Below are 24,594 nucleotides of genomic sequence, written 5' to 3'. Positions count from 1 at the left end.
TATGATGGCGCACACCGCATTGGCGGCGCTCGCCGGTAACTATGGCCATGGCGACATAGTGGCTTCGCATCGGCATGAAGAGGGTCAACTGGTTTATGCCATTAACGGTGTGATGCTGGTATCGGTCGTTGGGACCACTTGGGTGGTGCCTTCCGGGCATGCGCTCTGGGTCCCTTCGGGGGCGGAGCACCAAATCCGCATGACCGGCGAGGTGCGCATGCGCACCCTGTTGATCTCGCCGGGCGCACACCGGGCGTTGACGGAGGAATGCCACGTTCTCAAGGTTTCGCCGTTGCTGCGGGAGTTGATCATCGCCGCGGCCGATGAACATGACACTGAACCCGCCCTGTTGCGCCATGTGCAGATTGTCGATCTGATTTTCTCTGAACTCGACATTGCGCAGAGGGTGCCGGCGCATGTGCCGATCCCTGATGAGCCAAGGCTTAAGTCGCTGTGTGCCGACTTTATCGACAACCCGTCACAGGAGTCGAAACTGGAGAGTTGGGCGGTGCAACTCAATATGAGTTCGCGCACCCTGGCGCGGCTGTTCCAGAAAGAGTTGGGCATGAGTTACGGGGAGTGGCGCAAGCGCACTCGGCTGCTACTCAGCATGCAACGGCTGGCCTGCGGCGTATCGATCCTGGAAGTGGCATTGGAGCACGGCTACCAGAGCCCAAGTGCGTTTACTGCAATGTTCAAGCGCACAATGGGCTACACCCCGAGCAACTGCCGCCTGGTCTGATACGCCCCGGCGAGCGCGCGACCCCCAAGCGTACATGGCCCCGCCTCCAGGCAGGGCCATGTCTTTGCGCGTGCCCGGCCCGTGGACGCCTGCGATAAGGCGGCCTACAGGCACATTGTCCAAATCGAAACGATGGTTGTCTGGAACTCGGGAGATGTGCGGCCCGGTGCTCTCTTAACCTGCGCTTCTACTTGGCATTCTGGGTTTTTTCGATGGGTTCGCCTTTTTTATATGCACGGCATGGTCGTCTTTCGCTCCTGACTGTGGCGGTCGTCTTGCTGGCGGGTTGTTCCTCCTGGGTTGCCCGCACACCCGCGCAGCCACACCCGGAGCGCATTAATGCCCTAAGTCACCTGCCGCAGGGGGTTTCGGCCCAAGCGTTACCCGACCATTGGTGGCAGTTGTATAACGATCCGAAACTTGACGCGCTGGTGCAGCAGGCATTGATGCATAACCGCGACCTGGCCGCAGCCCAGTCCCATGTGCAGGCGATGTTGGCCGGGATCATGCAGGCCGATGCCGAGCGCTGGCCGTCGACCCAGGCGTCACTGGGCGCCGAGTACGGCAAGACAGCCGATGATCAGACCCTGGCCAAAGCCACCGATAGCCATGCGCCGTCCCAGTGGGCGTTCAACCCAGGCTTCGAGTTGGCTTATCAAGTGGATGTCTGGGGCCAGGTCCAGCGCAGTATCGAGCGGGCTCAGGTCCAGGCGGCCGCGGCGCAGGACGCCGAAGACTTATTGCGCATCACGGTGGTGGCGCAAACCACCCGCGCCTATGTCAATGCCTGCGCCCTGGGGGCACGTGCCAAGGTGCAGCGCCATTCGCTGGAAGTGGTCGGGCACAGCCTGGCATTGACCGATCGGCAGCGCCAGGCCGGCGTGGTGACGGATCTCGAATACACCCGTATGCAGGCGTTGCAGGGTGAAACCCTGGCACTGCTGCCGATGTTGGATGCACGCCGGCAAGCTGCCCTGTACGAGCTGGCGATGCTGACCGGCGTGGCCGACCTGGAACAAGGCACTAGCGCGGCGACCTGTGAGGTCATGCCGCAACTTAATGCCGAGCTGCCTGTGGGCGATGGCTGGCAATTACTGGCGCGCCGCCCCGATATCCGTCAGGCCGAGCGAGCGCTACAAGCGGCCACGCTGCAAGTGGATATCGTCCAGGCCGACCTGTATCCGAAGGTGACCTTTGGCGCTTCAGTGTCCTCATCCGCCAACAAACTCCATGAGCTGGGAGACAGTAGCGCGGTGATGTTTGGCGTCGGCCCGCTGATTACCTGGCAATTCCCCAACTGGCGTGCCAATCGCGCGCGGGTCAACCAGGCCAGGGCGTTGGAGCGGGTGGAAGTGGCGCAATTCGAGGCCAGTGTACTCAAGGCCCTCAAGGAGGTACGCCAGGCTCTCGCGCTATACGACGGCGAACGCCGGCGCCACGCCGCGTTGAGCCAGGCCCTGGACAGCAGTCGTCAAGCCTACAAGTTGGCCCAGTTCAATTACGACGCCGGGTCCATCGACTTTCTCGACGTGCTGGACAGCGAGCGTGAGCTGATCCGCCTGCAGGCCACGCTCGCCGATGCCGATGGCCAGCTATTGCAGCGCCAGATCAGCCTGTTTCGCGCGCTTGGCGGCGGTTGGCAGTCTTCTGCCCCCGCAACCGCTGCCCTCAGCCGCACTTCCGTCAATTTTTCCGGTACCCAGCCATGAATATCGCTGTCGATGAAAAAATCGCTGTCCAGGACGAGCAGGAGAAGGTGGTCGAGCAGCTCATGCATGCGCGCAAGCAACGCCGCAAACGCAACCTTATCCTGCTGGGAGGCGTTGTACTGTCGATCGCGGCGGTGGCGTTCGGGGTGTATTGGATGACGGTTGGACGTTACCTGGAACAGACCGATGATGCCTATGTGCGTGCCGACTGGATTCCCATCAGCCCAAAAGTCTCCGGGTATGTGGCCCAGGTGCTGGTGGAGGATGACCAGCCCGTCAAGGCCGGGGATGTGCTGGTGCGCATCGAGGACCGCGATTACCAGGCGCGGCTGGCGCAGGCGCGTGCGCAATTGGCGGAAACCCAGGCCTCGGTCGCGGCCCAACAGGCCAACCTGCAAGTGACCGACAGCCTGATCGCTCAGCAAAAGGCCGGGGTAAACCAGGCTGAGGCCCACACCCGCAGCGTGGCGGCCGAGTTGCGCCGCGCGAGCCTTGACCAGCGCCGCTACCAGGGCCTGGTGCGCGAACACGCCGCCAGTGCCCAGCGTCTGGAAACGGCGGCTGCCAGCTATACCCAGGCCAACGCCGCGGTGGAAATCGCCAAGGCCATGCAGCGTCAACAGGAAACCAGGTTGACCGTCGCCATTACCCGGCGCCAGTTGGCCGAAGCCTCGCTCCAACAACAGGTTGCCCGGCGCAGCCAGGCCGAGGCGCAGTTGAGCCTTGCGTCTCATGCGCTGGAAGACACCTTGATCCGCTCGCCCATCGACGGGGTCGTGGGGCAGCGCAAAGTGCGTACTCGCCAATACGTCGCGCCGGGCTTGCCGTTGCTGGCGGTGGTGCCCCTGCAGCAGGCCTATGTGGTGGCCAACTACAAGGAAACCCAGTTGCGCGACATGCGCGCCGGTCAACCGGTGGATATCAGCGTGGACAGCTATTCGGGACGCAAGCTCAAGGGTCATGTGGTGAGCTTTTCGCCAGGTTCCGGGGCCGTGTTCGCGCTGTTGCCGTCGGATAACGCCACCGGCAACTTCACCAAGATCGTGCAGCGCTTCCCAGTGAAGATCGTCATCGATGAGCATGACGAGGGCGGGCCTATTTTGCCTGGCATGTCGGTGATCACCACCGTTGACACCCGGTCCGGCACCCAGGGCATGACGCATGACTGAGACCGCTGAAAAAACCGTCTCCTTTCGCGCCTGGGTGGCGGTGATCGGCGGGCTTTTCGGCTGTTTCATGGCCGGTATGAACGTGCATGTGACCAGCGCCGCGCTGCCTGAAATCGAGGGTTCCCTAGGGGCGACCTTCGAGGAGGGTTCGTGGATTTCCACGGCTTATCTGGTTGCGGAAATCGTGATGATTCCTCTGACGGCCTGGCTGGTCCAGGTGTTTTCACTGCGGCGAGTGATGCTGGTGGGATCGTTTGTATTCCTGGTGGCGTCCATTGCCTGCTCCTGGGCGCCCAACCTGGAAGTGATGATCATCATTCGGGTGATTCAGGGTGCCGCCGGCGCGGTGCTGATCCCCTTGTCATTCCAGTTGATCATCACCGAGCTCCCGCCCAGCAAAATCGCAATGGGCATGGCCTTGTTCGCCTTGTCCAACAGCGTTGCCCAGGCCGCCGGGCCATCCATTGGTGGCTGGTTGACCGATGCTTATTCGTGGCGCTGGATTTTTTACCTGCAACTGGCGCCGGGCATTCTCTTGTTGCTGGCGGTGGCATGGTCCATCGATGCCAAGCCCATGCAGTTGAGCCTGCTCAAACGCGGTGACTGGGGCGGCATCCTCGCAATGATCGTCGGCCTGGGAGGCTTGCAGATCGTGCTGGAGGAAGGTGGGCGCAAGGACTGGTTCGGCTCCGATTTCATTGTGTGGATGTCGCTGATCGCCGGGCTCGCTCTGGTGTACTTCGTGCTGTCGCAGTTGTACGGCAGCCGCTCCTTCATCAACCTGCGCCTGCTCAAGAGCTACAACTTCGGAGTGGCCAGTGCGGCGATGTTCATTTTCGGCGGGGCTACCTTCGGCCTGGTGTTCCTGGTGCCCAATTACCTTTCCCAACTGCAGGGGTACAACGCCCGGGAAATCGGCATCAGTCTGATTGCCTACGGTATGGTGCAATTGGTACTGGCACCGTTCATGCCGCGCCTAATGAAGTGGCTCAACCCGAAACTGATGGTCGCCAGCGGCTTTTTCATCATGGCCCTGGGTTGCTACCTCGGCGCGCACCTGGACGTCGATAGCGCCGCCAACGTAATCATTCCTTCCACCGTGGTACGGGGGATCGGACAGCCGTTGATCATGGTGGCGCTTTCTGTTCTGGCGGTTTCCGGGCTGGCCAAAGATGAAGCCGGTTCCGCATCCGCGTTGTTTTCCATGCTGCGCAACCTTGGCGGGGCCGTGGGTACCGCAGGGCTGACGCAAATCGTCGCGATGCGCGAGCGCTTTCACTCAGAGCGGGTGGGAGAGTCGATCACGCTGTTTTCCCCGTCGCTGCAGGAGCGGCTGCGCGACAGCATGGCAGACAGCGAAGATTTCATATTCAACCAATTGCTGCCTGCCCAGCAGCAGCTCATCGAGGGTCTGATCCACACCGTGCGTCGCGAGGCGTATCTGATGGCCTACAGCGATGCGTTCTATGTGTCCTGTATTGCCTTGATCTTGTGCGGTGTGGCGGCGCTCGCATTACGGCAACACGTAAAGAGTTGACCAAATTCTGTCCGCCAGCAATGAGCGGGTCTTTGTCAATGAGCAAGAGGGAATTTGAATGGTAAAAAGGCGCATGGCCTCTTCATAGATTGATTGTTTGCTAACTTAGCAATGACATATAGGTGGTTTGCACTCCGGAAAAGGGGTGTCGGCCAACTATTGCCTGACGAAGTTGATGTTATTAACTTCGGTCGGGCTTCTGTTGTTTGCGTATTTATAGCTCCGAAATAAATTGTATTAATTTTCAAAAAAGCACTTGCCGAGTGTCATGAACTTCCTCTAAGTTTTGTCTTGCTTTGGCGGTTTAGAGTTCGCGCTAACGAAGCATGAGACTATAACTAACTTGAATAAGACGTAAGTGCTGGCCGGCAATGGCGAGATAGGCCTGCTTATGCCTGGAAAAAGATAGCCAGGTAAGTCTCGCGTGGCCAGACCTGACTAACGCCTGATAAGGAGCGCAACATGGAAGATAAAAAGTCGCTATTGAGCGCAAAGAAATTAGAACTGGGCAACCATCAGATCTTTGCTGAAATCAATTCCTTGCCGGTGCTGCGTGCCTTTATGGAAACCCATGTATTCGCGGTGTGGGATTTCATGTCTCTGGCCAAGCGCCTGCAACAGGACCTGACCTGTACTCGCCTGCCTTGGCTGCCGCCGTTGGACCCGGCGGCAGCGCACCTTATCAATGAGATCATCCTAGGCGAGGAGTCTGACCAGAATCTGCAAGGCGGGCATTACAGCCACTTCGAACTTTACCTGCACGCTATGCGGGAAGTGGGCGCCAGCACTGACAAGATCGAACATTTTGTCAAACTGATGCGCGACGGCGTCGACCTGCAAACGGCTCTCACGCGTTGCGGCGCTGGCCTGGCAGCCTCTGCCTTCGTCACCGACACCATCGAAACCGCTATCAACGCCTCCACCCACAGTGTTGCCGCCGCCTTCCTGCATGGCCGTGAAAGCGTCATCCCCGAGATGTTCCAGCGAATCCTTGATGATTGGGACATCACCGCCGACGACGCCCCCACCTTTCGCTACTACCTGCAACGTCACATCGAAGTCGACTCGGAAGACCACGGCCCAGCGGCGGAAAGCCTGTTGGCGCGACTGGTCAATGGCGATGCCCAGCGTCAGGACGAAGTCTACGTGTCCGCGATTGCTGCAGTGCGAAGCCGTTTGGCCTTGTGGGACAACTTGCGTTTGTCCATGCGCGAAACTGTCAGTGAGTGCGTAGCATGAACTTCGAAGTCATCGAGGCTGAACAGGCCCAGTGGTTTGAGGTGACGTCGGAGCGCGACATTACCCTGACGGTATTCAAGGACACACTGGACCCTGTGACGAAAACCGGTGTTCGTACGCGGTTGGTACGTTTCCATCCTGGGGGCGGCACGCGTGAAATCTACACCCATGATTATCACGAAGAAGTGTATTTGATTGAGGGCGACCAGACCGAGTTGGCAAGTAAGGATCGTCCCGAGAAGACCTATCGCGACGGTAGTTACTTCTTCAGGGCGGCGCACACCGAGCACGGACCGTTTAATTCAAAGGACGGATGCCTGTTGTTTGAAGTGCATTACTACTGATCGTCATGAACAAAGGGAACGATTCATGAGAGCTGAAGAATACCAGTCATTTTCCGAGTCGTGGGAGGAGCGGGCGACCATTCGTACGCGGCCGAGACGGCGCCTGGAAGATGATGGAAAGTTGATATTTCCGATCAGCCGCCAACCCTTGGTCATGGGCGCGACATTTATACGGGAATGCGCTCACTTGCAGCACTTTGTGCTTGCTCAAAGTTTGTACAAATTCATTAATGATGTAGTGATTTTTGAAACCGAAATTGTCGACAAGACTGCCAGGAGCATTGCGAAAGATAACTTCGCTATACGTTTTCCATTCGCCTGTCGATATGACGCGATGACCGTGGTGGTCGATGAGGACTATCACGCGCTCGTGGCGATGGACTACATGCAACAGACCATCGAGCTGACCGGCATCGAACCGATTGCCTTGCCAACGGAAATCGAACTCAGCCGTTCGATTCCCAAGGCATTGGCCATGGCGCCCGAGCACCTCAAGGCGGCTGTCGAATTGATCTGTGTCGCCATCGCGGAAAACACCCTGACCAACGATGTCGCGGCCTTTGCCCGCGACGACTCGGTCAAGACGTCAGTCAAAGGGCTGATGGCAGACCACCTGGCTGATGAGGGGCGACATTCGGGCTTCTGGGCCAAGTTGACACGTATCTACTGGAGCACTGCGAGCGAGGAGGACAAACGTGTGCTGGCCTCGATCATGCCGGTGTTCCTGGGTGAGTACCTGACCAACGAGATCCAGCAGGGCTTTGATTTCGCGCTGATCGAGCAACTCCAGGTAAGCCCCGGGGTCAAGGCAGCCTTGCGTCAGGAGGTCGAAGGCATGAGTTTTCCGATCACGCCGTCTCACCCGCTGGTAGGCAACATCGTCCGATTCTTCAAACACAGCGCCCTGCTCGACGCTCCCTGCATGCAGGAAGCGCTCGCCGATTATCTGCGCTAGAGGACAACTTCAATGAGACATCTTGATATCGTTCTGTGCGGGCGCAGCCATGCGCTTGCCTGCCTTACGCAAGAGCTGGAGCAGATGGGCCACACCGCCCACTTGTTGACCAGTGATAACGCCATTGATCTTTGCCGGTTACCGGTGCCGGACTTGCTGATAGATGACGCCAGCACGGCGCAACTGCCCCATTATCCGTCGTGTCAGCGCCTGTCTTTGCGGGCGCACTCCGATAATGCCAGCGATGTCTTTGCGCCAGTGCGGGTGGACTGCCTATGGCGTCCTGGTGACGGCGACTGGATGTTGCTGGGGCGCCGCGAGGTGTGCGCCGATGCCGCTGGCAACGGCGCCGACCTGGCGCACGAAGCGGTTGCGCAGGTGGTGGAGATGGCCAGTATGCACATTGGGCGTTTCTCACGTAGCGCCGACTATCTTGAGGTGCCCCGTGAGTCGGTATGGGCGCTCGACCGGTTGTCGAGCCTGACGCTGATCGACAGCCTGGTGTGGTGCCATCACCACAATGCAACTGTCAACACCGGGATCCTGGAGGACGCCAAGCGCCCCTTTATACAACGCCTGGCCGATAGCCTGCTGATCAATGCCGAGCGCAACGCCCTGAAAGTGCAGGGGCGTGGCATGTCCTACGCGCAATTGCATGCCTATAGCGTGGCGATTCAAGAGCGCTTGCAGCCTTTGCTTGAAATCTCCACCGGCGGGGTGACGGTGGTCGCTATCTCGTTGCCTAAAGGCACGGCGCTCTACGCGGCGATCCTGGCGGTGCTCGGGTGTGGCGCGGTGTACTTGCCCCTGGACCCGAACCATCCTGTCGAGCGCCGCACGGCGATCCTCAAGCATTCCGGCGCCTGCTTGCTGATTCAGGACATCCAGGCAGACGACCCACTGCCGGGCCTGGCCACCCTGGACATCAGCCACCTGGATTTCTTCCACCACGGCGCCCAGGGTTACAGCCGGGTCGCCCTGGCCCCGGATCAGCGCCTGCTGCGAGTAGCGCTTAGCGGCTCGGCGCCTTGCGTGGCGATTTATACCTCGGGTACCACCGGGCAACCCAAGGGCGTGTTGCTGACGGTCGATAACCTGAGCCACTTCTGTGCGTGGTATGCCCTCTATGTGGAACTGAGCCATCACAGTCGAGCCTTACAGTTTTCCACCATCAACTTCGATGCGTCGTTGCTGGATATCTTCCCCACGCTTATCCAGGGCGGCGAGTTGATCGTGCCCACCGAAGACCAGCGCCGCGACCCGGTGGCGCTTGCCGAGTTGATCCAGCAAGAACAGGTTACCCATGCGTTCTTGCCGCCGGCCTTGCTCAGCATTATTCAGCTCAAATCGCTGTACGGCATCCAGCACCTGGTGACGGGCGGTGATGTGTGCGAGCCCCAGGTGATCGAGCAACTGGTGGGCCATTGTGCGCTGCACAATATTTACGGTCCCACCGAGACCACGGTGCTCGCCACCTGCCGCACCTTCCAGCCCGCAGACAACAATCGCAACCTGGGCGTGCCGATTGCCAATACCTCGGTTTACCTGCTGGATGAACACGGTCAACCGATAGGCGAAGCGGACAGCGGTGAGATTCACATCGCCGGGCCCGGCGTAGGTGCTGGCTACCTCGGTGCGTTGGAAATGACTGCCGAACGTTACCGCCTGCATGAGTTGCCCGACGGTCAACGGGTGCGCCTGTACCGTACCGGCGATCTGGCGCGTTGGACCCGCGAAGGCATCCAGATCATCGGGCGCCTGGATAACCAGGTGAAGATTCGCGGGTTCCGGGTCGAGCCGGAAGAAATCGAGCACCTGCTGCAATCGAGCCAACTGTTCCGTCAACTGGCGGTGGTCATCGATAACCAGCGGCGCATCCTGGCATTTTTCTCTCAGCCCCAAAATGCCGAAGGCCAAGTGGCCAGCGAAAAGTTGCAGGCTTATGCGCTCAAGCATTTACCCGACTACATGCGCCCCAGCGCCTACTGCCTGCTGGAGCGTTTGCCGGCCACGGCCAATGGCAAGATTGACCGCAAAGCCTTGAGAGACTTACCAGTCAACTACAAGACCCAAGGGCCGCACCTGGCACCCCAGAACATCACCCAGCAGCAGTTGCTGGAGCTGTGGTCCAGGCTGTTGGACCTACCCGCGGAGGACATCTCCGTGGATGACAGTTTCTTTAATCTGGGGGGGCATTCGATCCTTTTGTCGCAGATGCTCATGGGCATTCGCGAAACGTTTAGCAAGGGGGTCTCGATCAACCGTTTTATCGAACAGCCCACCCTGATCAACCTTGCCAACCTGATCGACCAGCACGTCGATGCCACCGCTACGGTCAGCCCTCAAGCGCTGCAGGACGCGATGATTCGGCCTGAACTGGACGTGTTGCCGATCAGTCGGCTGGGCAACATACACAAGGTCATCGTGACCGGCTCCAATGGTTTTCTCGGCGTGCATATTGTCGAGGCACTGCTGGAACTGGGCAGTACCGAAGTGGCTTGCCTGGTTCGCGAGTCGGCGGGGATGAGCGCCCAGCAGCGCTTCGAGCAGGCGCTGATCCAGAACCGTCTCGAGCATCTGGACCTGAGCCGCGTAAAGGTATTGGCGGCGGATATCAGCAAGCCACGCCTGGGGTTATCCGAGCAGGACTATGAATGGCTGGACCGTGAATATGGCGTGTTGATCTATAACGCGGCCAACGTCAACCACGTGCTCGACTACGAGTCGCTGGTCAAGGACAACGTCACGCCTGTGCTCGAATGCCTGCAACTGTGTGAAGGGCGCAGCAAGAAGATTTTCAACTTCATCTCCACCCTGTCAGCTTCAAGCACAGTGGATGAACAGGGGCGGGTGTTGGAAGAGCCACCGGCGTTCACGCCGCCGATCTACATTCGCAATGGTTACAACCTTTCCAAGTGGGTGGCTGAGCGCATTTTGTGGAATGCCAGCGAGTCGGGCGTCTGGGTCAACCTCTACCGGCCGGGAAACATTGCATTCAATACGCGAACCGGGGTGTGTCAGCCGCACCAGAACCGCTTGATGTTGATGCTCAAAGGCTCACTGCAGCTTAAGGAAGTGCCCGAACTGGCGCTTAATTTCGACCTGATGCCGGTGGATTTCCTCGCCCGGTTCATTGCCTTTCATGCCAGCCGCCATAACCGTTCCAAAGCGGTGTTCAACCTGCACAACCCGCAGCCCCTATCATGGACTCACTATGTGGAGGCGTTTCGCGCTGCCGGTCACGACTTCCAGATGGTCCCGGTGACGCAATGGCAACAGCGCCTGTCGGCCATCGACAGTAATAACGCACTGTTCGGCGTGGTCGGCTTTTACCTTAATGGGTTTGAAGAAGACATTGGTGATATCTCGATGATCGAGTACCGCAATGCGCTCTCAGGCATCCAGAGCATGGGGGAAGACTACCCGGCCAAGAGCAGTGCGCTGCTGCAAAAAGGCTGTGACTACCTCAAGCAAATCGATTTCATCTAAACAAAAAAGGAGCTTTCTCATGCAACATTTTGAACCCGATACCCTGGTCCGCAACCCAGTGGGCAACCCTGTCGTCGCCAGCGTGATCGTGAACGGTGATGCTCGCAGCGTGTGGAAAGTCGTCGGAGATTTCTCCGGTTTCGCCAAGTTTATCCCTGCGCTTTCCCATATTGAAATGACCGGCGAGGGCGTGCGTTCGGTACGCAAGAAGCTGTTCAAGGACGGTAATGTGGTGATTGAGCAACTCAATACGCATGACGACCAAGCGATGGCCATGACCTGGTCACTGATCTACACGTCGTTGAATATCGGCAACCTATGGGCAGTAATGCAGGTTGCTCCTCAAGGCGAGCGCCAGAGCCTGGCGACCTGGACTATCATTGGCCAGCCCTACACCGGCGGCAAGGAAGACGTGCCAGCGTTCGAGGCTTTCCTGCAAAGCTTTGCCGATAGTGCGATGAAAAATGTACAGGAACTATTTATCTGACTCTAGAAGGCCAGGGCTGAAGTAACCCAAAGTCCATGTACGAGTCGGACTGCAGTAGCGTCAGCCGGCCCTCCCGTCTAAAAGAGACGGGAGGGCCGGCTGACGCTACTGCACTGTGGGTAAGTGGGCTTCGCTACGTTGAGCGTGCCTGTGCTTTATCGGAAGCGAGCGCGCATGGGCTGGGTCCACGATTTGGAGTGGGCTTAAAGACCCCTTGCTACTTTGGCAATGCTGTCGATGACAGCGCTTTTCGGCTCAGGTGTAGCGCGTGCTCGGCGGGTGGGATGGCGTTTTTAGGCAGTGGACATGTATGGAAGAGGGTGGCCTTCAGATGGATGATAGGTCGTTCGTCGGTTTTTAAAGTGAGCCCCTGAGGGCAGGAAGGCAAGCCTTCCCGCCCTCAGGGGCTGGGCCTGAAAAGGTTATGGGCGATGCGGCTGGTGGCGACTGTCGCCACGTTGTCGCCATACGCCGGACCGCTAAATACATAGGTTGTCGCCGCTGTCGCCATTGTCGCCAGCAGGAGGTGATTAACGAAACGGAATGATTTTGCCGTTTTTGTTTTCATGAATCGCCGTCACCGACAAATTACCGGTAGCGGCCTTTTGAATGTACTCGCTCCACCAAACCATCATCGGACGCCTACGCTCGATGTAGTCCGCTCTGTTGTACGCACTTCGGACTTCGTCTTTGTCGACGTGGGCGAGGGCGACCTCGATCAACTCAGGGTCCCATCCATGTTCGTTGAGGATGGTGCTGGCCATCGATCGCATACCGTGGCTGACCAACCGGTCTTGGAAACCCATACGCTTTAACGCCATGTTCGCGGTTTGGCTGTTGGCGTGGGTACGAGGATTTCTATCTGCCGGAAACACATGTTCTCGGTGGCCGCTGTAGGGCTGGAGTGTCTCTAGTAGCGCGAGCGCCGGATCGCTCAGGGGGATGGGGTGCGCACGGCGTTTTTTCATGCGCTCCTTTGGGATAGTCCAGATACGCTTCTCGAAATCTATTTCTGCCCAGGTCGTTCCGGCAGCCTCTGCAGGACGGGTCATGGTGTGCAGTTGCCATTCGATCAGGCAGCGGGTGATGCGTTTGATGCTGGCGTTGGCAATCGCCACCATGAGATCGGGTAGTTCTTCGGGGGGAAGTGCTGGCATGTTTTCTTTTTGCGGTTTCTTGAACACCGCTCGAATGCCGCTGAGAGGGTTGGCAAAGATCATTCCGGAGTTGACCCCGTAGGTCATGATCTCGTTAAGGCGCTGGCTCAATCGCTTAACTGTCTCGAGGCTGCCTTTAGCTTCAATCGGACGAAGCAGCTTGATTACCATCGGCGCGTTCACTTCCGATAACGGCGTTGATTTCATGCTTGGGAAAACGTGCAGTGTAAGCGAGCGCCAGATGTCTTCAGCATACGCCGGGGTGACGGAGTCCTTCTTCAATTCGAACCATGCGGTGGCTACGTTCTCGAACGTATGTTCCGTTTCCGCTCGTTTGGCTTCCTGCAGCTCATTGCGCTGAGCTTTTGGGTCGATGCCCTGTGCAAGCAGCTCTCTGGCCTCGACGGTTTTCTTCCTTGCTTGCGCAAGAGAAACCTCGGGATAAGAGCCGAGTGCCATGTTGATTCGATTCTTGGTGACAGGATGCCGGTAGTTGAAATTCCACTGCATCGAGCGATTGACTCTGACTCGCAGTTGGAGCCCGTCGCCATCGGTGAGGACGTAATCTTTGTCTTTCGGTTTGACCGCCTTGAGCTGGCGGTCGGAGAGGCGGGTGGTTTGAGCGCACATGAGAAGTACTCCATGACACCTTTTGGTATTCCCAAGATTAGCGCCAGGTAGCCGGGAATACCATTGGGAATACCAAATCGCCTGGAACTCTAAAAGCCTCGAAAGCACCCAATAGCCCTGAAGCCCCCGTATTTACCGGATTCCAGGCACAAAAAAAGACGTCCGTGGACGTCTTTAGATGATGAAGTGGTGGAGCCGGGGGGATTTGAACCCCCGTCCGCCAGTACTCCGCTGTCGGTACTACATGCGTAGCCGTTTCTATTAAGTTAACCCTCAGCGACCCGAAGGGCAGGGTGCTTTGGGCGAGTTGTGTAAGTTTTAGCCGCTTCGTCCACAACGTACTGCACGGCGATTCTGTTCTATATGACAATCACTTTGGGTTTACAGACATCCCCTGGTGATTGCTGGACCCGAAGGTACCAGAAGCTCAGGTCTAAGGCTGCTTACGCAGCGATAGCGAATTCCTGGCCGTAGTTTTCGTCATTGGCAACTATAAGTAGTTGCAACAGTGGATTTACGAGTTCTGTTACCAACTCGGCATGCACCTAAAGTTTCGCGACCGGCGTCGAATCCTAAACGGCCCCGTGCTTGTAACTCGTTGTTTCATAGTGAGTGACAAGCCTGTGCAGTGTACGCCAAAAGGTCACGGAAGGCCAACCCGAAGGTTGGCCCTATCGTTTACTGGCCGCCTTTTTCGAGGTTCTGCAGGTCTTGCAGGGCCTTGGAGGTGATTTCGATGCACTTCTTGTCATCACCGGCGGCGTGTGCGGCCTTGGCTTGGGAGACGGCTGTGTCGATTTCGCCGCTTTTGCCACTGGTGTCGGTGGCGAGCAGCGCTTTACCGTTGTTGATTTTGTCCAGGTTGATCTTGCACAGGTCGGGCTCGCCAGCGGCGAAAGCAGGGGAGGCCAACATCGCAGCGGTAATGAACAAGCCAGCAAGAGCGGAACGCTTCATAGGGTATCTCCTTGCGCAAAAAAGGCTCGACGCTGCTGGCGTTCATGGGCTGCCAGCGACATCACAAATGGGCCTCGTGCGTCGAGGCCTATTCAGATGACTACGCCAGCGCGCAGGGGTTCTGTTTTTTTGCGGGGTTAATGGGTGCGGGCCTGGGTCACGCGATCCACGAGGTACACCAGCCCGTGATAGTCGATGCCGCCATGCTGGCTCAGGCCGATCTCGCAGGTGCGGCTGGTGGAGATCCCTTCACTGCAATACTGCACTGCATCCTTGAGGGAGCGAAGCGAGTGGGCGTTGAGTTCCGGCGTGGTGAAACCTTTGTCGCCGGCAAACCCGCAGCAGTGAATGCCTTCCGGGATCACCACGGTTTTGGCACAGCGGCGGGCCAGGTCGATCAGGGCCTGGCTTTCTCCCAGGTGTTGGGTGCTGCAGGTGACGTGTACGGCGATCGGCGCTTCCTGTGGGGTGAAATCGAGACGGTCCATCAGGTGCGTGCGGATGAAACGTACGGGGTCGTAAAGGTCCAGGCGCGTTTCGCCGAGGTCTTGCACCAGGCGCAGGGTGCAGGGGCTGGTGTCGCAATAGATCGGGTCCAGGCCGCCGCGGCTGGCATGGAGCAGGGCGCCGATCAGTTCCTGGCGTTTGTGTTCTGCCTGTTCGGCGTAGCCTTTGGACGCGAAAGGCTGGCCGCAGCACAGGTTGTCCTGGTTGTCGGGAAACACGACCTGGTAACCGGCTTTTTCCATCAGGCCCTGGGTTTTTTCGTACAACGACATCTGCTCTTTATCACCTGCCGCCGGGCCCATGGCGCGTGAGACGCAGGCCGCCAGGTAGACCACCCGTGGCCGCTCATCCGTCACCGCCGGGCTGAAGCGAATGGCTTTTTCCGGTTGTGGCATGGCGTTGGTCCACTGCGGGATCTGCCCCTTGGACAACTTGGTCATGGTGGCCGACAGCTTCGCCAGGCGAGGTGCCCCCAGCAGCATGCGTGCACCATTGGCTACATGCAGGGTAAAGCGCGCACCTTGCAGTGCCGTGGCGAAATGGGTGGCCAGCCATTCGGCGGTTTTCGTACGGTCGGCGTCACGGCTTCGCAGTTTTTTCACCAGATCGCCGGTATTGATTCCTACCGGACAGCGTTGAGCGCATAGGCCGGTGGCGGCGCACGTGTCGATGCCCTGGTAGTGGTAGGCCGCTTCCAGTTCGGTGGTGTCGACGCCGGCGCGTTTTTTCGCCTGTATATCTCGCCAGATCACGATGCGCTGGCGCGGGCTCAACGTCAGGCCCTTCGATGGGCATACCGGTTCACAGAAGCCGCATTCGATGCACTTATCCACAAGCTCATCGGCCGCGGGCAGCGGCTTGAGGTGCTTGAGGTGAATCTGCGGATCTTCGCTGAGCACCACATCAGGATTGAGAATGCCGTTGGGATCGAGCAGGCGTTTGAGTTGCCACATCAATTGATAGGCGTCGCTGCCCCATTCCAGTTCAACGAACGGTGCCATATTGCGGCCGGTGCCGTGTTCGGCTTTTAGCGAACCGCCGAACTCCACGGCCACCAATTGCGCGACGTCATCCATGAACGCTTGGTAGCGTGTGACTTCTTCCGCGCTGTTGAAACCTTGGGTGAACACAAAGTGCAGATTGCCTTCCAAGGCATGTCCGAAAAGGATGGCTTCGTCGTAGTGATGCTTGTCGAACAGTTCGATCAAACGGTTCACGCCAATGGCCAGTTGTTCGACCGGGAAGGTGACGTCTTCGATGATCACCGTGGTGCCGGTTTTGCGTACTGCACCTACGGCGGGGAAGGTGTCCTTGCGGATGGCCCACAGGCGGGCGTTTTCCACCGGGTCTTCGGTGAAGTCGACCTGTTTCTCCACCGGGAAACCGGCCAGCGACGCCATGATCAGCGCCAATTGTTCATGCAGCAATGACGGCGATGCGGCGCGGGATTCAATCAGCAGGGCGCAGGCATTTTCTGACAAGTGTTGTACGAATGCGGGCATGCCCGGTTTGTTCTGCACCGAGCGCATGCTGCGTCGGTCCAGCAACTCGACGGCCGACACCGGTTGGGTTTTCAGGACGCTGACTGCGTTGCAGCAGGTCTCCACATCCGGAAACACGATCAACGCCGACGCCTTGTTTGGGTGATCGATCACGGTGTCGTAGGTGACTGCGCTGATGAACCCGAGGGTTCCCTCGGAGCCCACCAATAAATGGCTGAGGATATCCAGCGGTTCATCAAAATCCACCAGGGCGTTGAGTGACAGGCCGGTGGTATTTTTCAGGCGGTATTTGTGGCGTATTTTGGCTGCCAATTCGGCGTTTGCCCGCGTTTCACGGCCGAGTGTCGCCAGGCGCTCGAGCAGTGCGCCGTGCTGTTCACGAAACGCCGTAACGCTGCTTGCGTCTTCTGTATCGAGGCGGCTGCCATCCGCCAGGACCAGACGAATTCCGGCCAGGGTGTGGTAGGTGTTCTGCGCCGTACCGCAGCACATGCCACTGGCGTTGTTGGCGACGATTCCGCCGATCTTGCAGGCATTGATCGACGCCGGGTCTGGGCCGATCTTGCGCCCGAATGGCGCCAGCCAGGCGTTGGCCTGTGCGCCGATGACGCCGGGTTGCAGGCGGATCTGAGTGCCTTGCCCACGAATCTCACGGCCGTTCCAATTGTCCCCCAGCACGATCAGTACCGAGTCGCTTATCGCTTGTCCGGACAGGCTGGTGCCCGCTGCGCGGAAGGTTACAGGCACACCGTCACGCTGGGCCAGTTGCAGCAGCGCCACCACTTCGTCTTCCGATTCGACGCGGATCACCAGTTGTGGGATCAATCGGTAAAAACTGGCGTCGGTGCCGAATGCGAGGGTGGAAAGTGGATCGTCGAAACGTCGATCTTGTGGGATCAGCTGTGCGACGTCAGCAAGGAAAGCGGCAGGCAGACTCATTGGTCCTCCAGGATCAGCACCCCCTGGGCGCCGTATTGACACGATTGCGCAAAGCCGACGCCGAAGTTATAGCCCGGCGTCGGTTATGACCCTATTGCTACGGCTTTAGTGCACCAGCATGCCGGTAAACCAGTAAGCCTGGGCCAGGGTGATCAGCCCGACGATGGTGGCGAAGAACAGGCTGTGCTTGAGGGTGAAGCGGAACAGGTCGGATTCTTTGCCCACCAGTCCGGTAGCGGCGCAGGCCACGGCGATCGATTGCGGCGAAATCATTTTGCCGGTCACGCCGCCGCTGGTGTTGGCAGCGACCAGAAGCGTGTCGTTGACGCCGATCTGGTGCGCAGTGGTGGCTTGCAACGAGCTGAACAGGGCGTTGGACGATGTGTCGGAGCCTGTCAGGAAAACCCCCAGCCAGCCTAGGAAAGGCGAGAAGAACGGGAAGGCTGCGCCGGTGCCGGCCAATACCAGTGCCATGGTCGAAGACATGCCGGAGTAATTGGTGACAAAGGCGAATGCCAGCACCATGCCGATAGACAGGATCGGCCAACGCAACTCGTAGAAAGTCTCTTTTAAAGTGGTAAGACCAATCTTGATATTGATCTTGAGTACCAGCATCGAGATCAGTGCCGAGAAGAAAATCGCGGTGCCGGTCGCCGAAATCGGGTCCAGCTTGAATATCGCTGGGATCGCAGTCGGGTTGGTCACGATGGGGGCAACCTTGATCACCATTTGATCCAGGTGCGGGATCGCAAAGTTGAATACCCAGCTGTACATCGAGCCGCCTGCGGCGAACATCGCCTTGAACGGTTTGAGGGTCCAGATGGTGACCAGCACGGTGAGGATCAGGAACGGTGACCAGGCCTTGAAGATCTGCCCCAGGCTGTAAGGTGAGGCGACGGTGCTGCGCGGCAGGCCGAAGCCGCCGGCGCTGGCGGTAATCGCTGCGTCGGACGTGGCGCCGGCAATCTGCGCGCCCGCAGTGCGTTTGGGTTGCCAGACTTTCAGGAACAGGGTCAGAGAGATCAGGCTGGCCAGGGCCGAGGTGATGTCCGGCAGTTCCGGGCCGATGAAGTTGGACGTGAAGTACTGCGTAATGGCAAAGCTCAGGCCCGCGACCAACGCAGCTGGCCAGGTTTCGCGAACGCCGCGCAGGCCATCCATCATAAAGACCAGCCAGAACGGCACGAACAGCGACAGCAGCGGCAGTTGGCGGCCAGTCATGGCGCCGATCTTGAATGCATCGATTCCGGTCACTTGCCCGGCAACGATGATCGGAATTCCCAGGGCGCCAAAGGCGACGGGTGCGGTGTTGGCAATCAGGCACAGGCCGGCCGCGTACAGCGGGTTGAAGCCCAGGCCTACCAGCAGTGCGGCGGTAATCGCCACGGGGGCGCCGAAACCGGCAGCACCTTCCAGGAATGCGCCGAAGCAGAAGCCGATCAACAGCACCTGCAGGCGCTGGTCATCGGTGATCGACAGGACAGAGCTGCGGATGATCTCGAACTGGCCGCTCTTGACGGTGAGTTTGTAGAGAAACACCGCCGCGACAATGATCCAGGCAATAGGCCACAGGCCATAGGCAAAACCGTAACCGGCGGCTGCCAGCGCCATGTCCACTGGCATGTGGAAGGCAAAGATCGCCACCAGTATCGAGAGTGCCAGGGTGATGCTGCCGGCCACGTGACCTTTGAGGCGAAACACGGCCAGAGCCAGGAAGAAGAACACGATCGGAATAACGGCGGCCAGTGCGGACAGGCCGAGGCTGCCGAGCGGGCTGTAGAGCTGTTGCCAGGTTTGCATATGGGGTGGCCCCTAATTGTTGTTGGTCAGGCACTTCATAGTCGACTTGGATAATTGGTAATACCAATTTACAATCGCTGGAGGCTAGGTTAAAAGTCTTCGGGGTATGTGTCAATTTGCCGCTTGCGAAACTTTGGTCGTAGCCCGGCAGGCGAGGTGGTTTGATCGGGTGAATCGAAGCGGTTCTGATAGGTGCTGGAAGGGCGGCGATAGGCCAGAATAGAGGGCCCGGCGAGTGGTCGGGATGGTGGGGAGTGAGTTATGGGGTTTGATCAGGTGCGTCAGCGCCGTTTGTCTGACGATATAGTCGAGCAGCTTGAGGGGATGATCCTTGAGGGCACGTTGAAGTCGGGTGAGCGCTTGCCGGCCGAGCGTGCTTTGGCTGAACAGTTTGGTGTGTCGCGTCCTTCGTTGCGGGAGGCGATTCAGAAGCTGGCGGCCAAGGGCTTGTTGGTGAGCCGTCAGGGGGGTGGCAACTATGTTGCCGAGTCACTGGGCTCGACATTCAGCGATCCGTTGCTGCACCTGTTGGAAAACAATCCCGAGGCCCAGCGTGACCTGCTGGAGTTTCGTCAGACCCTTGAAGCGTCCTGTGCTTATTACGCAGCATTGCGAGCTACTGAGGTCGACCGTGAGCGGCTGACCGCTGCATTCGAAGCCTTGCAGGATTGCTATGCCCGCGTTGATGAAGTGAGCCGGGTCGAGGAAGGGGCTGCGGATGCACAGTTCCACCTGGCCATTGCGGAGGCTAGCCATAACGCGGTGTTGCTGCACACCATTCGCGGCTTGTTCGACCTGCTCAAGCGTAATGTGGTGACCAATATTGGCGGCATGTATCAGCAACGTACGGAGACGCGCGACATGCTGATCAGTCAGCACCGGGAGCTGTACCTGGCGATTATCGAGGGCCGGGCAGAACAGGCGCGAGAAGTCTCGACACGTCACCTTGAGTACGTGCAGGAAGTGTTGGAGGAGGTGCGTCAGGAGGTTCAGCGCGTGGCGCGTGCGGAGCGGCGCAAGGGGATGTAGCCGGGGGGGAAGTCCCGAGGCTACATCGTCACAAGGGTTACTCTTCCTTGCCCTTGTTGCGCACGGCGCGATGCAGTTCGCGGTTGGAATCGCGTTCGCGCTCAGAGTCACGCTTATCGTATTCCTTCTTGCCCTTGCCCAATGCGATCTCGCACTTGACCAGGTGCTTGCTCCAATACCAGGACAGGCAGACACAGGCGTAGCCTTTCTGCTGCACGGCTGCGGCGAGCTTTTCCAGTTCACGGGCATTGAGCAATAGTTTGCGCGTGCGCACCGGGTCGGCAATCACGTGGGTGCTCGCGGTTGTCAGCGGGGTGATATGACTGCCGAGCAGCCATGCCTCGCCATCCTTGAGCAATACGTAGCTGTCGACCAGTTGCAACTTGCTGGCACGCAGACTCTTTACTTCCCAGCCGGCCAGGACCAGACCAGCCTCGAACCGATGTTCGATGAAGTAATCGTGTCGCGCTTTTTTATTTTGCGCGATGGTCCCTGTGGGGTGTTTCTTTTGTTTAGCCATAGGGGCGGCATTATAGGGAGTTGCGAGCGTGTCGGCTACGGTCAACCTGCGTGCTTGAGCGTGTTGGTCGAATCCCGGACAATACCGGCAGTTCTTTGGTTTTTTTCTTTCGCGGATCGGACTGTTGTTTCGCGATGTTTGCCGCTCAGCTGTGGAAATCACGCACACATGACGACGCATATTCAACGTTCGGCCCTGCTGCCCTATCCGGCGCAGGCGCTCTATGACCTGGTCAACGACGTGGCGCGTTACCCGGAATTCCTGCCTTGGTGCTCAACTGCCGAGGTGCTGGAAAGCAGTGATGAGCATATGGTTGCCAGTGTTGGGGTGGCGAAAGGCGGGCTCAGTCAGCACTTTGTTACGCGGAATGCGCTGGTGCCGGGCAAGTCCATTGAAATGAATTTGCAGGAAGGGCCGTTTACCCAGCTACATGGTGTATGGGTTTTCAAGGCGCTTACCGACAAGGCCTGCAAGATCAGCCTGGATTTGTCGTTTGATTACGCTGGGCCGATTGTGCGGGCGACATTGGGGCCGTTGTTCAACCAGGCGGCCAATACCCTGGTGGATGCATTCTGCCAGCGAGCCAAGCAATTGCATGGTTGAGATCGAGGTGGTTTATGCCGCCGAGGATCGCCAGGTTCTGCTGGCGCTGACGGTGGCTTCGGGAACCAGTCTGCGTGCAGCAGTGCAGTTGTCAGGGATGGCTATGCAGTTTCCTGAACTGGATCTGGCTGATTGTCCTTTGGGGGTATTCGGTAAGGTCGTCCCGGATGCGGAGGTGCGCCCCGTACAATCGGGCGATCGCATTGAAATCTATCGGCCCTTGCTTGTGGACCCTAAAGAAGTGCGCAGGCTGCGTGCGGCCAAGGCGGCGTTGGCGAAGCGGCAGCATCCATAGGCTGGCTGAATGACAGGCAACAAAAAGCCCGGCATGCCGGGCTTTTTATATGCGTCGCAATGTTACTGCGGGCTGGTGTCCAGAGGCTGAGGCGTCGGGACAGGGACCGTTTCGACCCCGTCGACGTCTTTCTGGATCTTGTCGAGCAAGGAGCCTGGCTTGGCCGGTACTTCGGACTTCGGCTTCTCGCTTTCCTGCACTGGTGCAGTCACGTTGGTGCCGTTATCGTTGCCGAGCAGCGCTTGATCACGGCTCACGCCTGGCATGAAGTCGCCCGACAGGCTGACAAGCTGGTCATTGCCATTGAAAATGACGCTGACGCGCTCCTGTTGGCGTTCACCGCCACCAGGCTGCAGGCTGTAGAGATAATCCCAGCGATCGGCGTGGAAAGTGTCGGTCAGCAGGGGGTTGCCCATAATAAACCGTACTTGCCGTCGGGTCATTCCCGGGCGTAACTGGTCTATCATGTCCTGCGTGACGACATTGCCCTGCTGGATGTCGATTTTGTAAACCCCGGGGAATGAACAACCGGCGAGTGCGAGCAGTCCCACAAAGGTGAAACTGGTTAGCAAGAGCTTGGTGTTTTGCATCGGTGGGCGACTTCCACTATCTTGGCTGGGACAACGTAAACGCCGATCATACCCGTATTAAGAGAAGCTGCGAAGCAGCATCCGCGAGAAAGCTAACCATGGTTGAAAATAGCGAACTACGCAAAGCCGGTCTTAAAGTGACTCTGCCACGAGTCAAGATTCTACAAATGCTCGATTCTGCTGAGCAGCGCCACATGAGTGCCGAGGATGTTTACAAGGCGCTGATGGAGTCTAACGAGGACGTCGGCCTGGCCACGGTTTACCGTGTACTGACCCAGTTTGAAGCCGCAGGGCTGGTGGTTCGTCATAATTTCGACGGCGGTCATGCTGTGTTCGAATTGGCTGACGGTGGTCATCACGACCACATGGTTGACCTGGATACCAATGAGGTTATCGAGTTCACCAGCCCGGCAATCGAAAAGCTCCAGCACGAAATTGCTGAGGAGCATGGTTTCGATTTGGTCGACCACAATCTTGTGTTGTACATCCGTAAGAAAAAGTAAAAAGCGACGCAGAATTGCTCTGCGAAACGATCGAAGGCGACCCTAGGGTCGCCTTCGTGCTTTCTATAATAAGGAAAAGCTCGGCTCAGGCCTTGGCGGCTACGACCATTTTCTTCGCGTGTGCCAACGACTCTTTGGTCAAGTCGATCCCGCCGAGCATCCGCGCCACTTCTTCCACGCGCTCCGACTTATTCAATTTGGATACTGCCGTGTGTGTCGCTTCGCTGCCTCTCACCTTGTGCACAAACAAGTGCTGATGTCCTTGAGCCGCCACTTGTGGCAAGTGAGTAACGGTCAGCACCTGGCCGCGATCCCCCAGGCGGCGCAGTAACTGACCCACAATTTCCGCCGTGGGGCCACCGATACCTACGTCTACTTCATCGAACACCAGTGTCGGTACCCGTGAGGTTTGCGCGGTAATCACTTGGATCGCCAGGCTGATTCGCGACAGCTCACCACCAGACGCCACTTTTGCCAGTGCCTTGAGCGGTTGCCCCGGGTTGGCGCTGACCAGTAGCTCTACCTGCTCCAGGCCGTAGGGCTGCAGCTCGTTGCTGGCGTTGGTACGCAACTCGATGGTAAAGCGCCCGCCCGGCATGCCCAGGCGCTGAATTTCCTGCTCGACGGCGCCAGCCAGGCTGGTGGCGGCCTGTTGGCGCAGATCGCTCAGTTCGCGGGCCTTCTCCTGATAGTGGCGGGCAAAAGAGCCGAGCTCTTCGCCCAGTCGCTCAATGGATTCGTCATTCGCGTTCAGGGTCTCGATTTCATCCAGCAGTTTCTGCTGCATGGTTGCCACTTCGGTGGGCTGGATTCGATGTTTGCGCGCCAGCGTATAGATGGTGTCCAGGCGCTCTTCTATTTCCTGCAGCCGCGCCGGGTCAGCGTCGAAATGATCAAGAAAGCGATTGAGTTCGCCGACGGCTTCTTCTACCTGGATTTGCGCACTGGTCAGCAGGGTGGTGGCTTCACTCAGTGAGCCTGAAGCGCTGTTAACACTGGACAGTCGGTTGAGGCTGGCGGTGAGTGCGTTGAGCACATTGCCGGAATCGCTCTCGCTGCATTGCTCCACTACCTGGCGGCAGATAGACAGCAGGGTTTCGGCGTTGGTGAGATTCTTGTGTTCCTGTTCCAGTTGTTCCAGCTCGGTTTCGCCAAGACCCAGGCTTTCCAGCTCTTCAAGTTGATAGCTGAGCAATTGATGGCGAGCACGTTGCTCATCGCCGGAATTGGACAGTCGCTCCAGCTCCTGTCGGGTCTGGCGCCAGCGCTGGGCGGCCAGTTGTACCTGCCGGGCAAGGTCGGTGGCGCCAGCGTATTCGTCGAGCAGGCGGCGATGGGTGTCGGTTTTGAGCAGGGATTGGTGTTCATGCTGGCTATGGATGTCGATCAGCAGTTCGCCCAGGGCCTTCAGGTCGCCAAGGGGGCAGGGCGTTCCATTGATATAGCCGCGCGAGCGGCCCTCGGCGGTGATGACTCGGCGCAGGATGCACGGGCCGTCGTTATTAAGGTCGCGCTCGACCAGCCAGGCTTCGGCTTCGGGGATGTCCGCGAGGTCGAAGGTGGCCAGAATGTCGGCCTTGTCCGCGCCGGGGCGCACCACGCCACTGTCGGCGCGGTCGCCCAGGGTCAGGCCCAGGGCGTCGAGCATGATCGACTTGCCGGCGCCGGTTTCGCCTGTGATTACGCTCATCCCGCGATCCAGTTCGAGGTCCAGATGTTCAACGATGGCGTAGTTGTGTACAGACAGGTGCACGAGCATGACGGCCGCTCCCAGGCTTTAGGTCTGGTTATTTATACAGTGTTTTGTTCTGGGCTGACAATCCTGGTGCTTAGCTCAATTTGCTCGGTCATTCAGCTTTTTTAGTGCAAAGAAGAATGATCAGGCTGAAGT

General features: G+C 58.5%; 20 protein-coding genes and 1 other RNA gene. 13 read left to right on the top strand and 8 right to left on the bottom strand.

Annotation, left to right across the window (positions count from 1 at the left end):
- Window position 1: 1 nt before the first annotated feature.
- From J3D60_RS16840 to J3D60_RS16800, 9 genes are all read left to right on the top strand, one after another.
- Window positions 2-742 (top strand): helix-turn-helix domain-containing protein, encoded by a 741-nt coding sequence (locus J3D60_RS16840; protein ID WP_145336603.1) that lies wholly within the window; start codon window positions 2-4, stop codon window positions 740-742.
- Between the two features lie 212 nt (window positions 743-954).
- Window positions 955-2,451, top strand: a complete 1,497-nt coding sequence (locus J3D60_RS16835) for an efflux transporter outer membrane subunit (protein WP_253492073.1) — start codon at window positions 955-957, stop codon at window positions 2,449-2,451.
- Window positions 2,448-3,620 carry an HlyD family secretion protein gene (locus tag J3D60_RS16830; RefSeq protein WP_210478962.1) on the top strand — a complete coding sequence of 391 codons (1,173 nt, stop codon included), beginning with the start codon at window positions 2,448-2,450 and terminating at the stop codon, window positions 3,618-3,620. The genes J3D60_RS16835 and J3D60_RS16830 overlap by 4 nt, the downstream gene beginning before the upstream one ends.
- Window positions 3,613-5,157: an MDR family MFS transporter gene (locus tag J3D60_RS16825; RefSeq protein WP_253492071.1), complete on the top strand. Its 1,545-nt coding sequence runs from the start codon at window positions 3,613-3,615 to the stop codon at window positions 5,155-5,157. The genes J3D60_RS16830 and J3D60_RS16825 overlap by 8 nt, the downstream gene beginning before the upstream one ends.
- A gap of 462 nt (window positions 5,158-5,619) precedes the next feature.
- Window positions 5,620-6,396, top strand: a complete 777-nt coding sequence (locus tag J3D60_RS16820) for a DUF3050 domain-containing protein (RefSeq protein WP_154974216.1) — start codon at window positions 5,620-5,622, stop codon at window positions 6,394-6,396.
- Window positions 6,393-6,740 (top strand): DUF4437 domain-containing protein, encoded by a 348-nt coding sequence (locus J3D60_RS16815; protein WP_057711108.1) that lies wholly within the window; start codon window positions 6,393-6,395, stop codon window positions 6,738-6,740. The genes J3D60_RS16820 and J3D60_RS16815 overlap by 4 nt, the downstream gene beginning before the upstream one ends.
- Before the next feature lie 25 nt (window positions 6,741-6,765).
- Window positions 6,766-7,695 carry a diiron oxygenase gene (locus J3D60_RS16810; RefSeq protein ID WP_154974272.1) on the top strand — a complete coding sequence of 310 codons (930 nt, stop codon included), beginning with the start codon at window positions 6,766-6,768 and terminating at the stop codon, window positions 7,693-7,695.
- 12 nt (window positions 7,696-7,707) lie between these two features.
- Window positions 7,708-11,184: an amino acid adenylation domain-containing protein gene (locus J3D60_RS16805; protein ID WP_253492069.1), complete on the top strand. Its 3,477-nt coding sequence runs from the start codon at window positions 7,708-7,710 to the stop codon at window positions 11,182-11,184.
- 19 nt (window positions 11,185-11,203) lie between these two features.
- On the top strand, window positions 11,204-11,671 hold the full coding sequence (locus J3D60_RS16800) for an SRPBCC family protein (protein ID WP_154974212.1): 468 nt from the start codon (window positions 11,204-11,206) through the stop codon (window positions 11,669-11,671).
- 530 nt (window positions 11,672-12,201) lie between these two features.
- Here J3D60_RS16800 and J3D60_RS16795 read toward each other — a convergent pair.
- From J3D60_RS16795 to J3D60_RS16775, 5 genes are all read right to left on the bottom strand, one after another.
- Window positions 12,202-13,458: an integrase domain-containing protein gene (locus J3D60_RS16795; protein ID WP_236183835.1), complete on the bottom strand. Its 1,257-nt coding sequence runs from the start codon at window positions 13,456-13,458 to the stop codon at window positions 12,202-12,204.
- A 187-nt stretch (window positions 13,459-13,645) separates the two neighbouring features.
- Window positions 13,646-14,042, bottom strand: a transfer-messenger RNA (tmRNA) gene (gene ssrA / locus J3D60_RS16790).
- A 94-nt stretch (window positions 14,043-14,136) separates the two neighbouring features.
- Entirely contained in the window at window positions 14,137-14,415 is a 279-nt protein-coding gene (locus tag J3D60_RS16785) for a hypothetical protein (protein ID WP_065938289.1), read from the bottom strand.
- A 137-nt stretch (window positions 14,416-14,552) separates the two neighbouring features.
- Complete coding sequence (locus J3D60_RS16780) at window positions 14,553-17,363, bottom strand: FAD-binding and (Fe-S)-binding domain-containing protein (protein ID WP_253492067.1); 2,811 nt, start codon at window positions 17,361-17,363, stop codon at window positions 14,553-14,555.
- Between the two features lie 105 nt (window positions 17,364-17,468).
- On the bottom strand, window positions 17,469-19,163 hold the full coding sequence (locus J3D60_RS16775; protein WP_065947685.1) for a lactate permease LctP family transporter: 1,695 nt from the start codon (window positions 19,161-19,163) through the stop codon (window positions 17,469-17,471).
- Window positions 19,164-19,424: 261 nt separating this feature from the next.
- Here J3D60_RS16775 and J3D60_RS16770 point away from each other — a divergent pair, with 261 nt between their 5' ends.
- Entirely contained in the window at window positions 19,425-20,192 is a 768-nt protein-coding gene (locus J3D60_RS16770) for an FCD domain-containing protein (RefSeq protein ID WP_065938286.1), read from the top strand.
- A 37-nt stretch (window positions 20,193-20,229) separates the two neighbouring features.
- On the opposite strand, the gene smpB is transcribed toward J3D60_RS16770, so the two are convergent.
- Entirely contained in the window at window positions 20,230-20,712 is a 483-nt protein-coding gene (gene smpB / locus J3D60_RS16765; RefSeq protein WP_058427663.1) for an SsrA-binding protein SmpB, read from the bottom strand.
- A gap of 168 nt (window positions 20,713-20,880) precedes the next feature.
- Here smpB and J3D60_RS16760 point away from each other — a divergent pair, with 168 nt between their 5' ends.
- Window positions 20,881-21,315 carry a type II toxin-antitoxin system RatA family toxin gene (locus J3D60_RS16760; protein WP_027605353.1) on the top strand — a complete coding sequence of 145 codons (435 nt, stop codon included), beginning with the start codon at window positions 20,881-20,883 and terminating at the stop codon, window positions 21,313-21,315.
- On the top strand, window positions 21,308-21,610 hold the full coding sequence (locus J3D60_RS16755) for an RnfH family protein (RefSeq protein WP_253492065.1): 303 nt from the start codon (window positions 21,308-21,310) through the stop codon (window positions 21,608-21,610). Before J3D60_RS16760 ends, J3D60_RS16755 begins: the two co-directional genes overlap by 8 nt.
- Before the next feature lie 62 nt (window positions 21,611-21,672).
- Here J3D60_RS16755 and J3D60_RS16750 read toward each other — a convergent pair whose 3' ends face one another.
- The gene (locus J3D60_RS16750; RefSeq protein ID WP_027605355.1) at window positions 21,673-22,200 is read right to left on the bottom strand and encodes an outer membrane protein assembly factor BamE; all 528 of its coding nucleotides are present in this window, start codon (window positions 22,198-22,200) and stop codon (window positions 21,673-21,675) included.
- 98 nt (window positions 22,201-22,298) lie between these two features.
- Here J3D60_RS16750 and fur point away from each other — a divergent pair, with 98 nt between their 5' ends.
- The gene (fur, locus tag J3D60_RS16745) at window positions 22,299-22,703 is read left to right on the top strand and encodes a ferric iron uptake transcriptional regulator (RefSeq protein WP_010562662.1); all 405 of its coding nucleotides are present in this window, start codon (window positions 22,299-22,301) and stop codon (window positions 22,701-22,703) included.
- A gap of 85 nt (window positions 22,704-22,788) precedes the next feature.
- Here the strand turns inward: fur and recN are convergent, their stop codons facing one another.
- Complete coding sequence (gene recN, locus J3D60_RS16740) at window positions 22,789-24,462, bottom strand: DNA repair protein RecN (RefSeq protein WP_253492064.1); 1,674 nt, start codon at window positions 24,460-24,462, stop codon at window positions 22,789-22,791.
- Between the last annotated feature and the right edge of the window lie 132 nt (window positions 24,463-24,594).

The sequence above is a fragment of the Pseudomonas sp. S3E17 genome, assembly GCF_024168685.1.
GTDB classification, from domain to species: Bacteria; Pseudomonadota; Gammaproteobacteria; order Pseudomonadales; family Pseudomonadaceae; genus Aquipseudomonas; species Aquipseudomonas marginalis.
The sequence above is the reverse complement of the archived record's forward strand: the minus strand, read 5'-3'. Positions and strand labels throughout refer to the sequence as shown.

Bases quoted from the DNA above. Each gene is read 5' to 3' on its own strand.
- J3D60_RS16785 (WP_065938289.1), bottom strand. From the start codon at position 14,415: ATGAAGCGTTCCGCTCTTGCTGGCTTGTTCATTACCGCTGCGATGTTG.
- smpB (WP_058427663.1), bottom strand. From the start codon at position 20,712: ATGGCTAAACAAAAGAAACACCCCACAGGGACCATCGCGCAAAATAAA.
- J3D60_RS16805 (WP_253492069.1), top strand. From the start codon at position 7,708: ATGAGACATCTTGATATCGTTCTGTGCGGGCGCAGCCATGCGCTTGCC.
- J3D60_RS16820 (WP_154974216.1), top strand. From the start codon at position 5,620: ATGGAAGATAAAAAGTCGCTATTGAGCGCAAAGAAATTAGAACTGGGC.
- J3D60_RS16795 (WP_236183835.1), bottom strand. From the start codon at position 13,458: ATGTGCGCTCAAACCACCCGCCTCTCCGACCGCCAGCTCAAGGCGGTC.
- J3D60_RS16775 (WP_065947685.1), bottom strand. From the start codon at position 19,163: ATGCAAACCTGGCAACAGCTCTACAGCCCGCTCGGCAGCCTCGGCCTG.
- J3D60_RS16780 (WP_253492067.1), bottom strand. From the start codon at position 17,363: ATGAGTCTGCCTGCCGCTTTCCTTGCTGACGTCGCACAGCTGATCCCA.
- J3D60_RS16755 (WP_253492065.1), top strand. From the start codon at position 21,308: ATGGTTGAGATCGAGGTGGTTTATGCCGCCGAGGATCGCCAGGTTCTG.
- J3D60_RS16760 (WP_027605353.1), top strand. From the start codon at position 20,881: ATGACGACGCATATTCAACGTTCGGCCCTGCTGCCCTATCCGGCGCAG.
- J3D60_RS16825 (WP_253492071.1), top strand. From the start codon at position 3,613: ATGACTGAGACCGCTGAAAAAACCGTCTCCTTTCGCGCCTGGGTGGCG.
- J3D60_RS16840 (WP_145336603.1), top strand. From the start codon at position 2: ATGATGGCGCACACCGCATTGGCGGCGCTCGCCGGTAACTATGGCCAT.
- J3D60_RS16750 (WP_027605355.1), bottom strand. From the start codon at position 22,200: ATGCAAAACACCAAGCTCTTGCTAACCAGTTTCACCTTTGTGGGACTG.
- fur (WP_010562662.1), top strand. From the start codon at position 22,299: ATGGTTGAAAATAGCGAACTACGCAAAGCCGGTCTTAAAGTGACTCTG.
- J3D60_RS16815 (WP_057711108.1), top strand. From the start codon at position 6,393: ATGAACTTCGAAGTCATCGAGGCTGAACAGGCCCAGTGGTTTGAGGTG.
- J3D60_RS16810 (WP_154974272.1), top strand. From the start codon at position 6,766: ATGAGAGCTGAAGAATACCAGTCATTTTCCGAGTCGTGGGAGGAGCGG.
- recN (WP_253492064.1), bottom strand. From the start codon at position 24,462: ATGCTCGTGCACCTGTCTGTACACAACTACGCCATCGTTGAACATCTG.
- J3D60_RS16800 (WP_154974212.1), top strand. From the start codon at position 11,204: ATGCAACATTTTGAACCCGATACCCTGGTCCGCAACCCAGTGGGCAAC.
- J3D60_RS16770 (WP_065938286.1), top strand. From the start codon at position 19,425: ATGGGGTTTGATCAGGTGCGTCAGCGCCGTTTGTCTGACGATATAGTC.
- J3D60_RS16835 (WP_253492073.1), top strand. From the start codon at position 955: ATGGGTTCGCCTTTTTTATATGCACGGCATGGTCGTCTTTCGCTCCTG.
- J3D60_RS16830 (WP_210478962.1), top strand. From the start codon at position 2,448: ATGAATATCGCTGTCGATGAAAAAATCGCTGTCCAGGACGAGCAGGAG.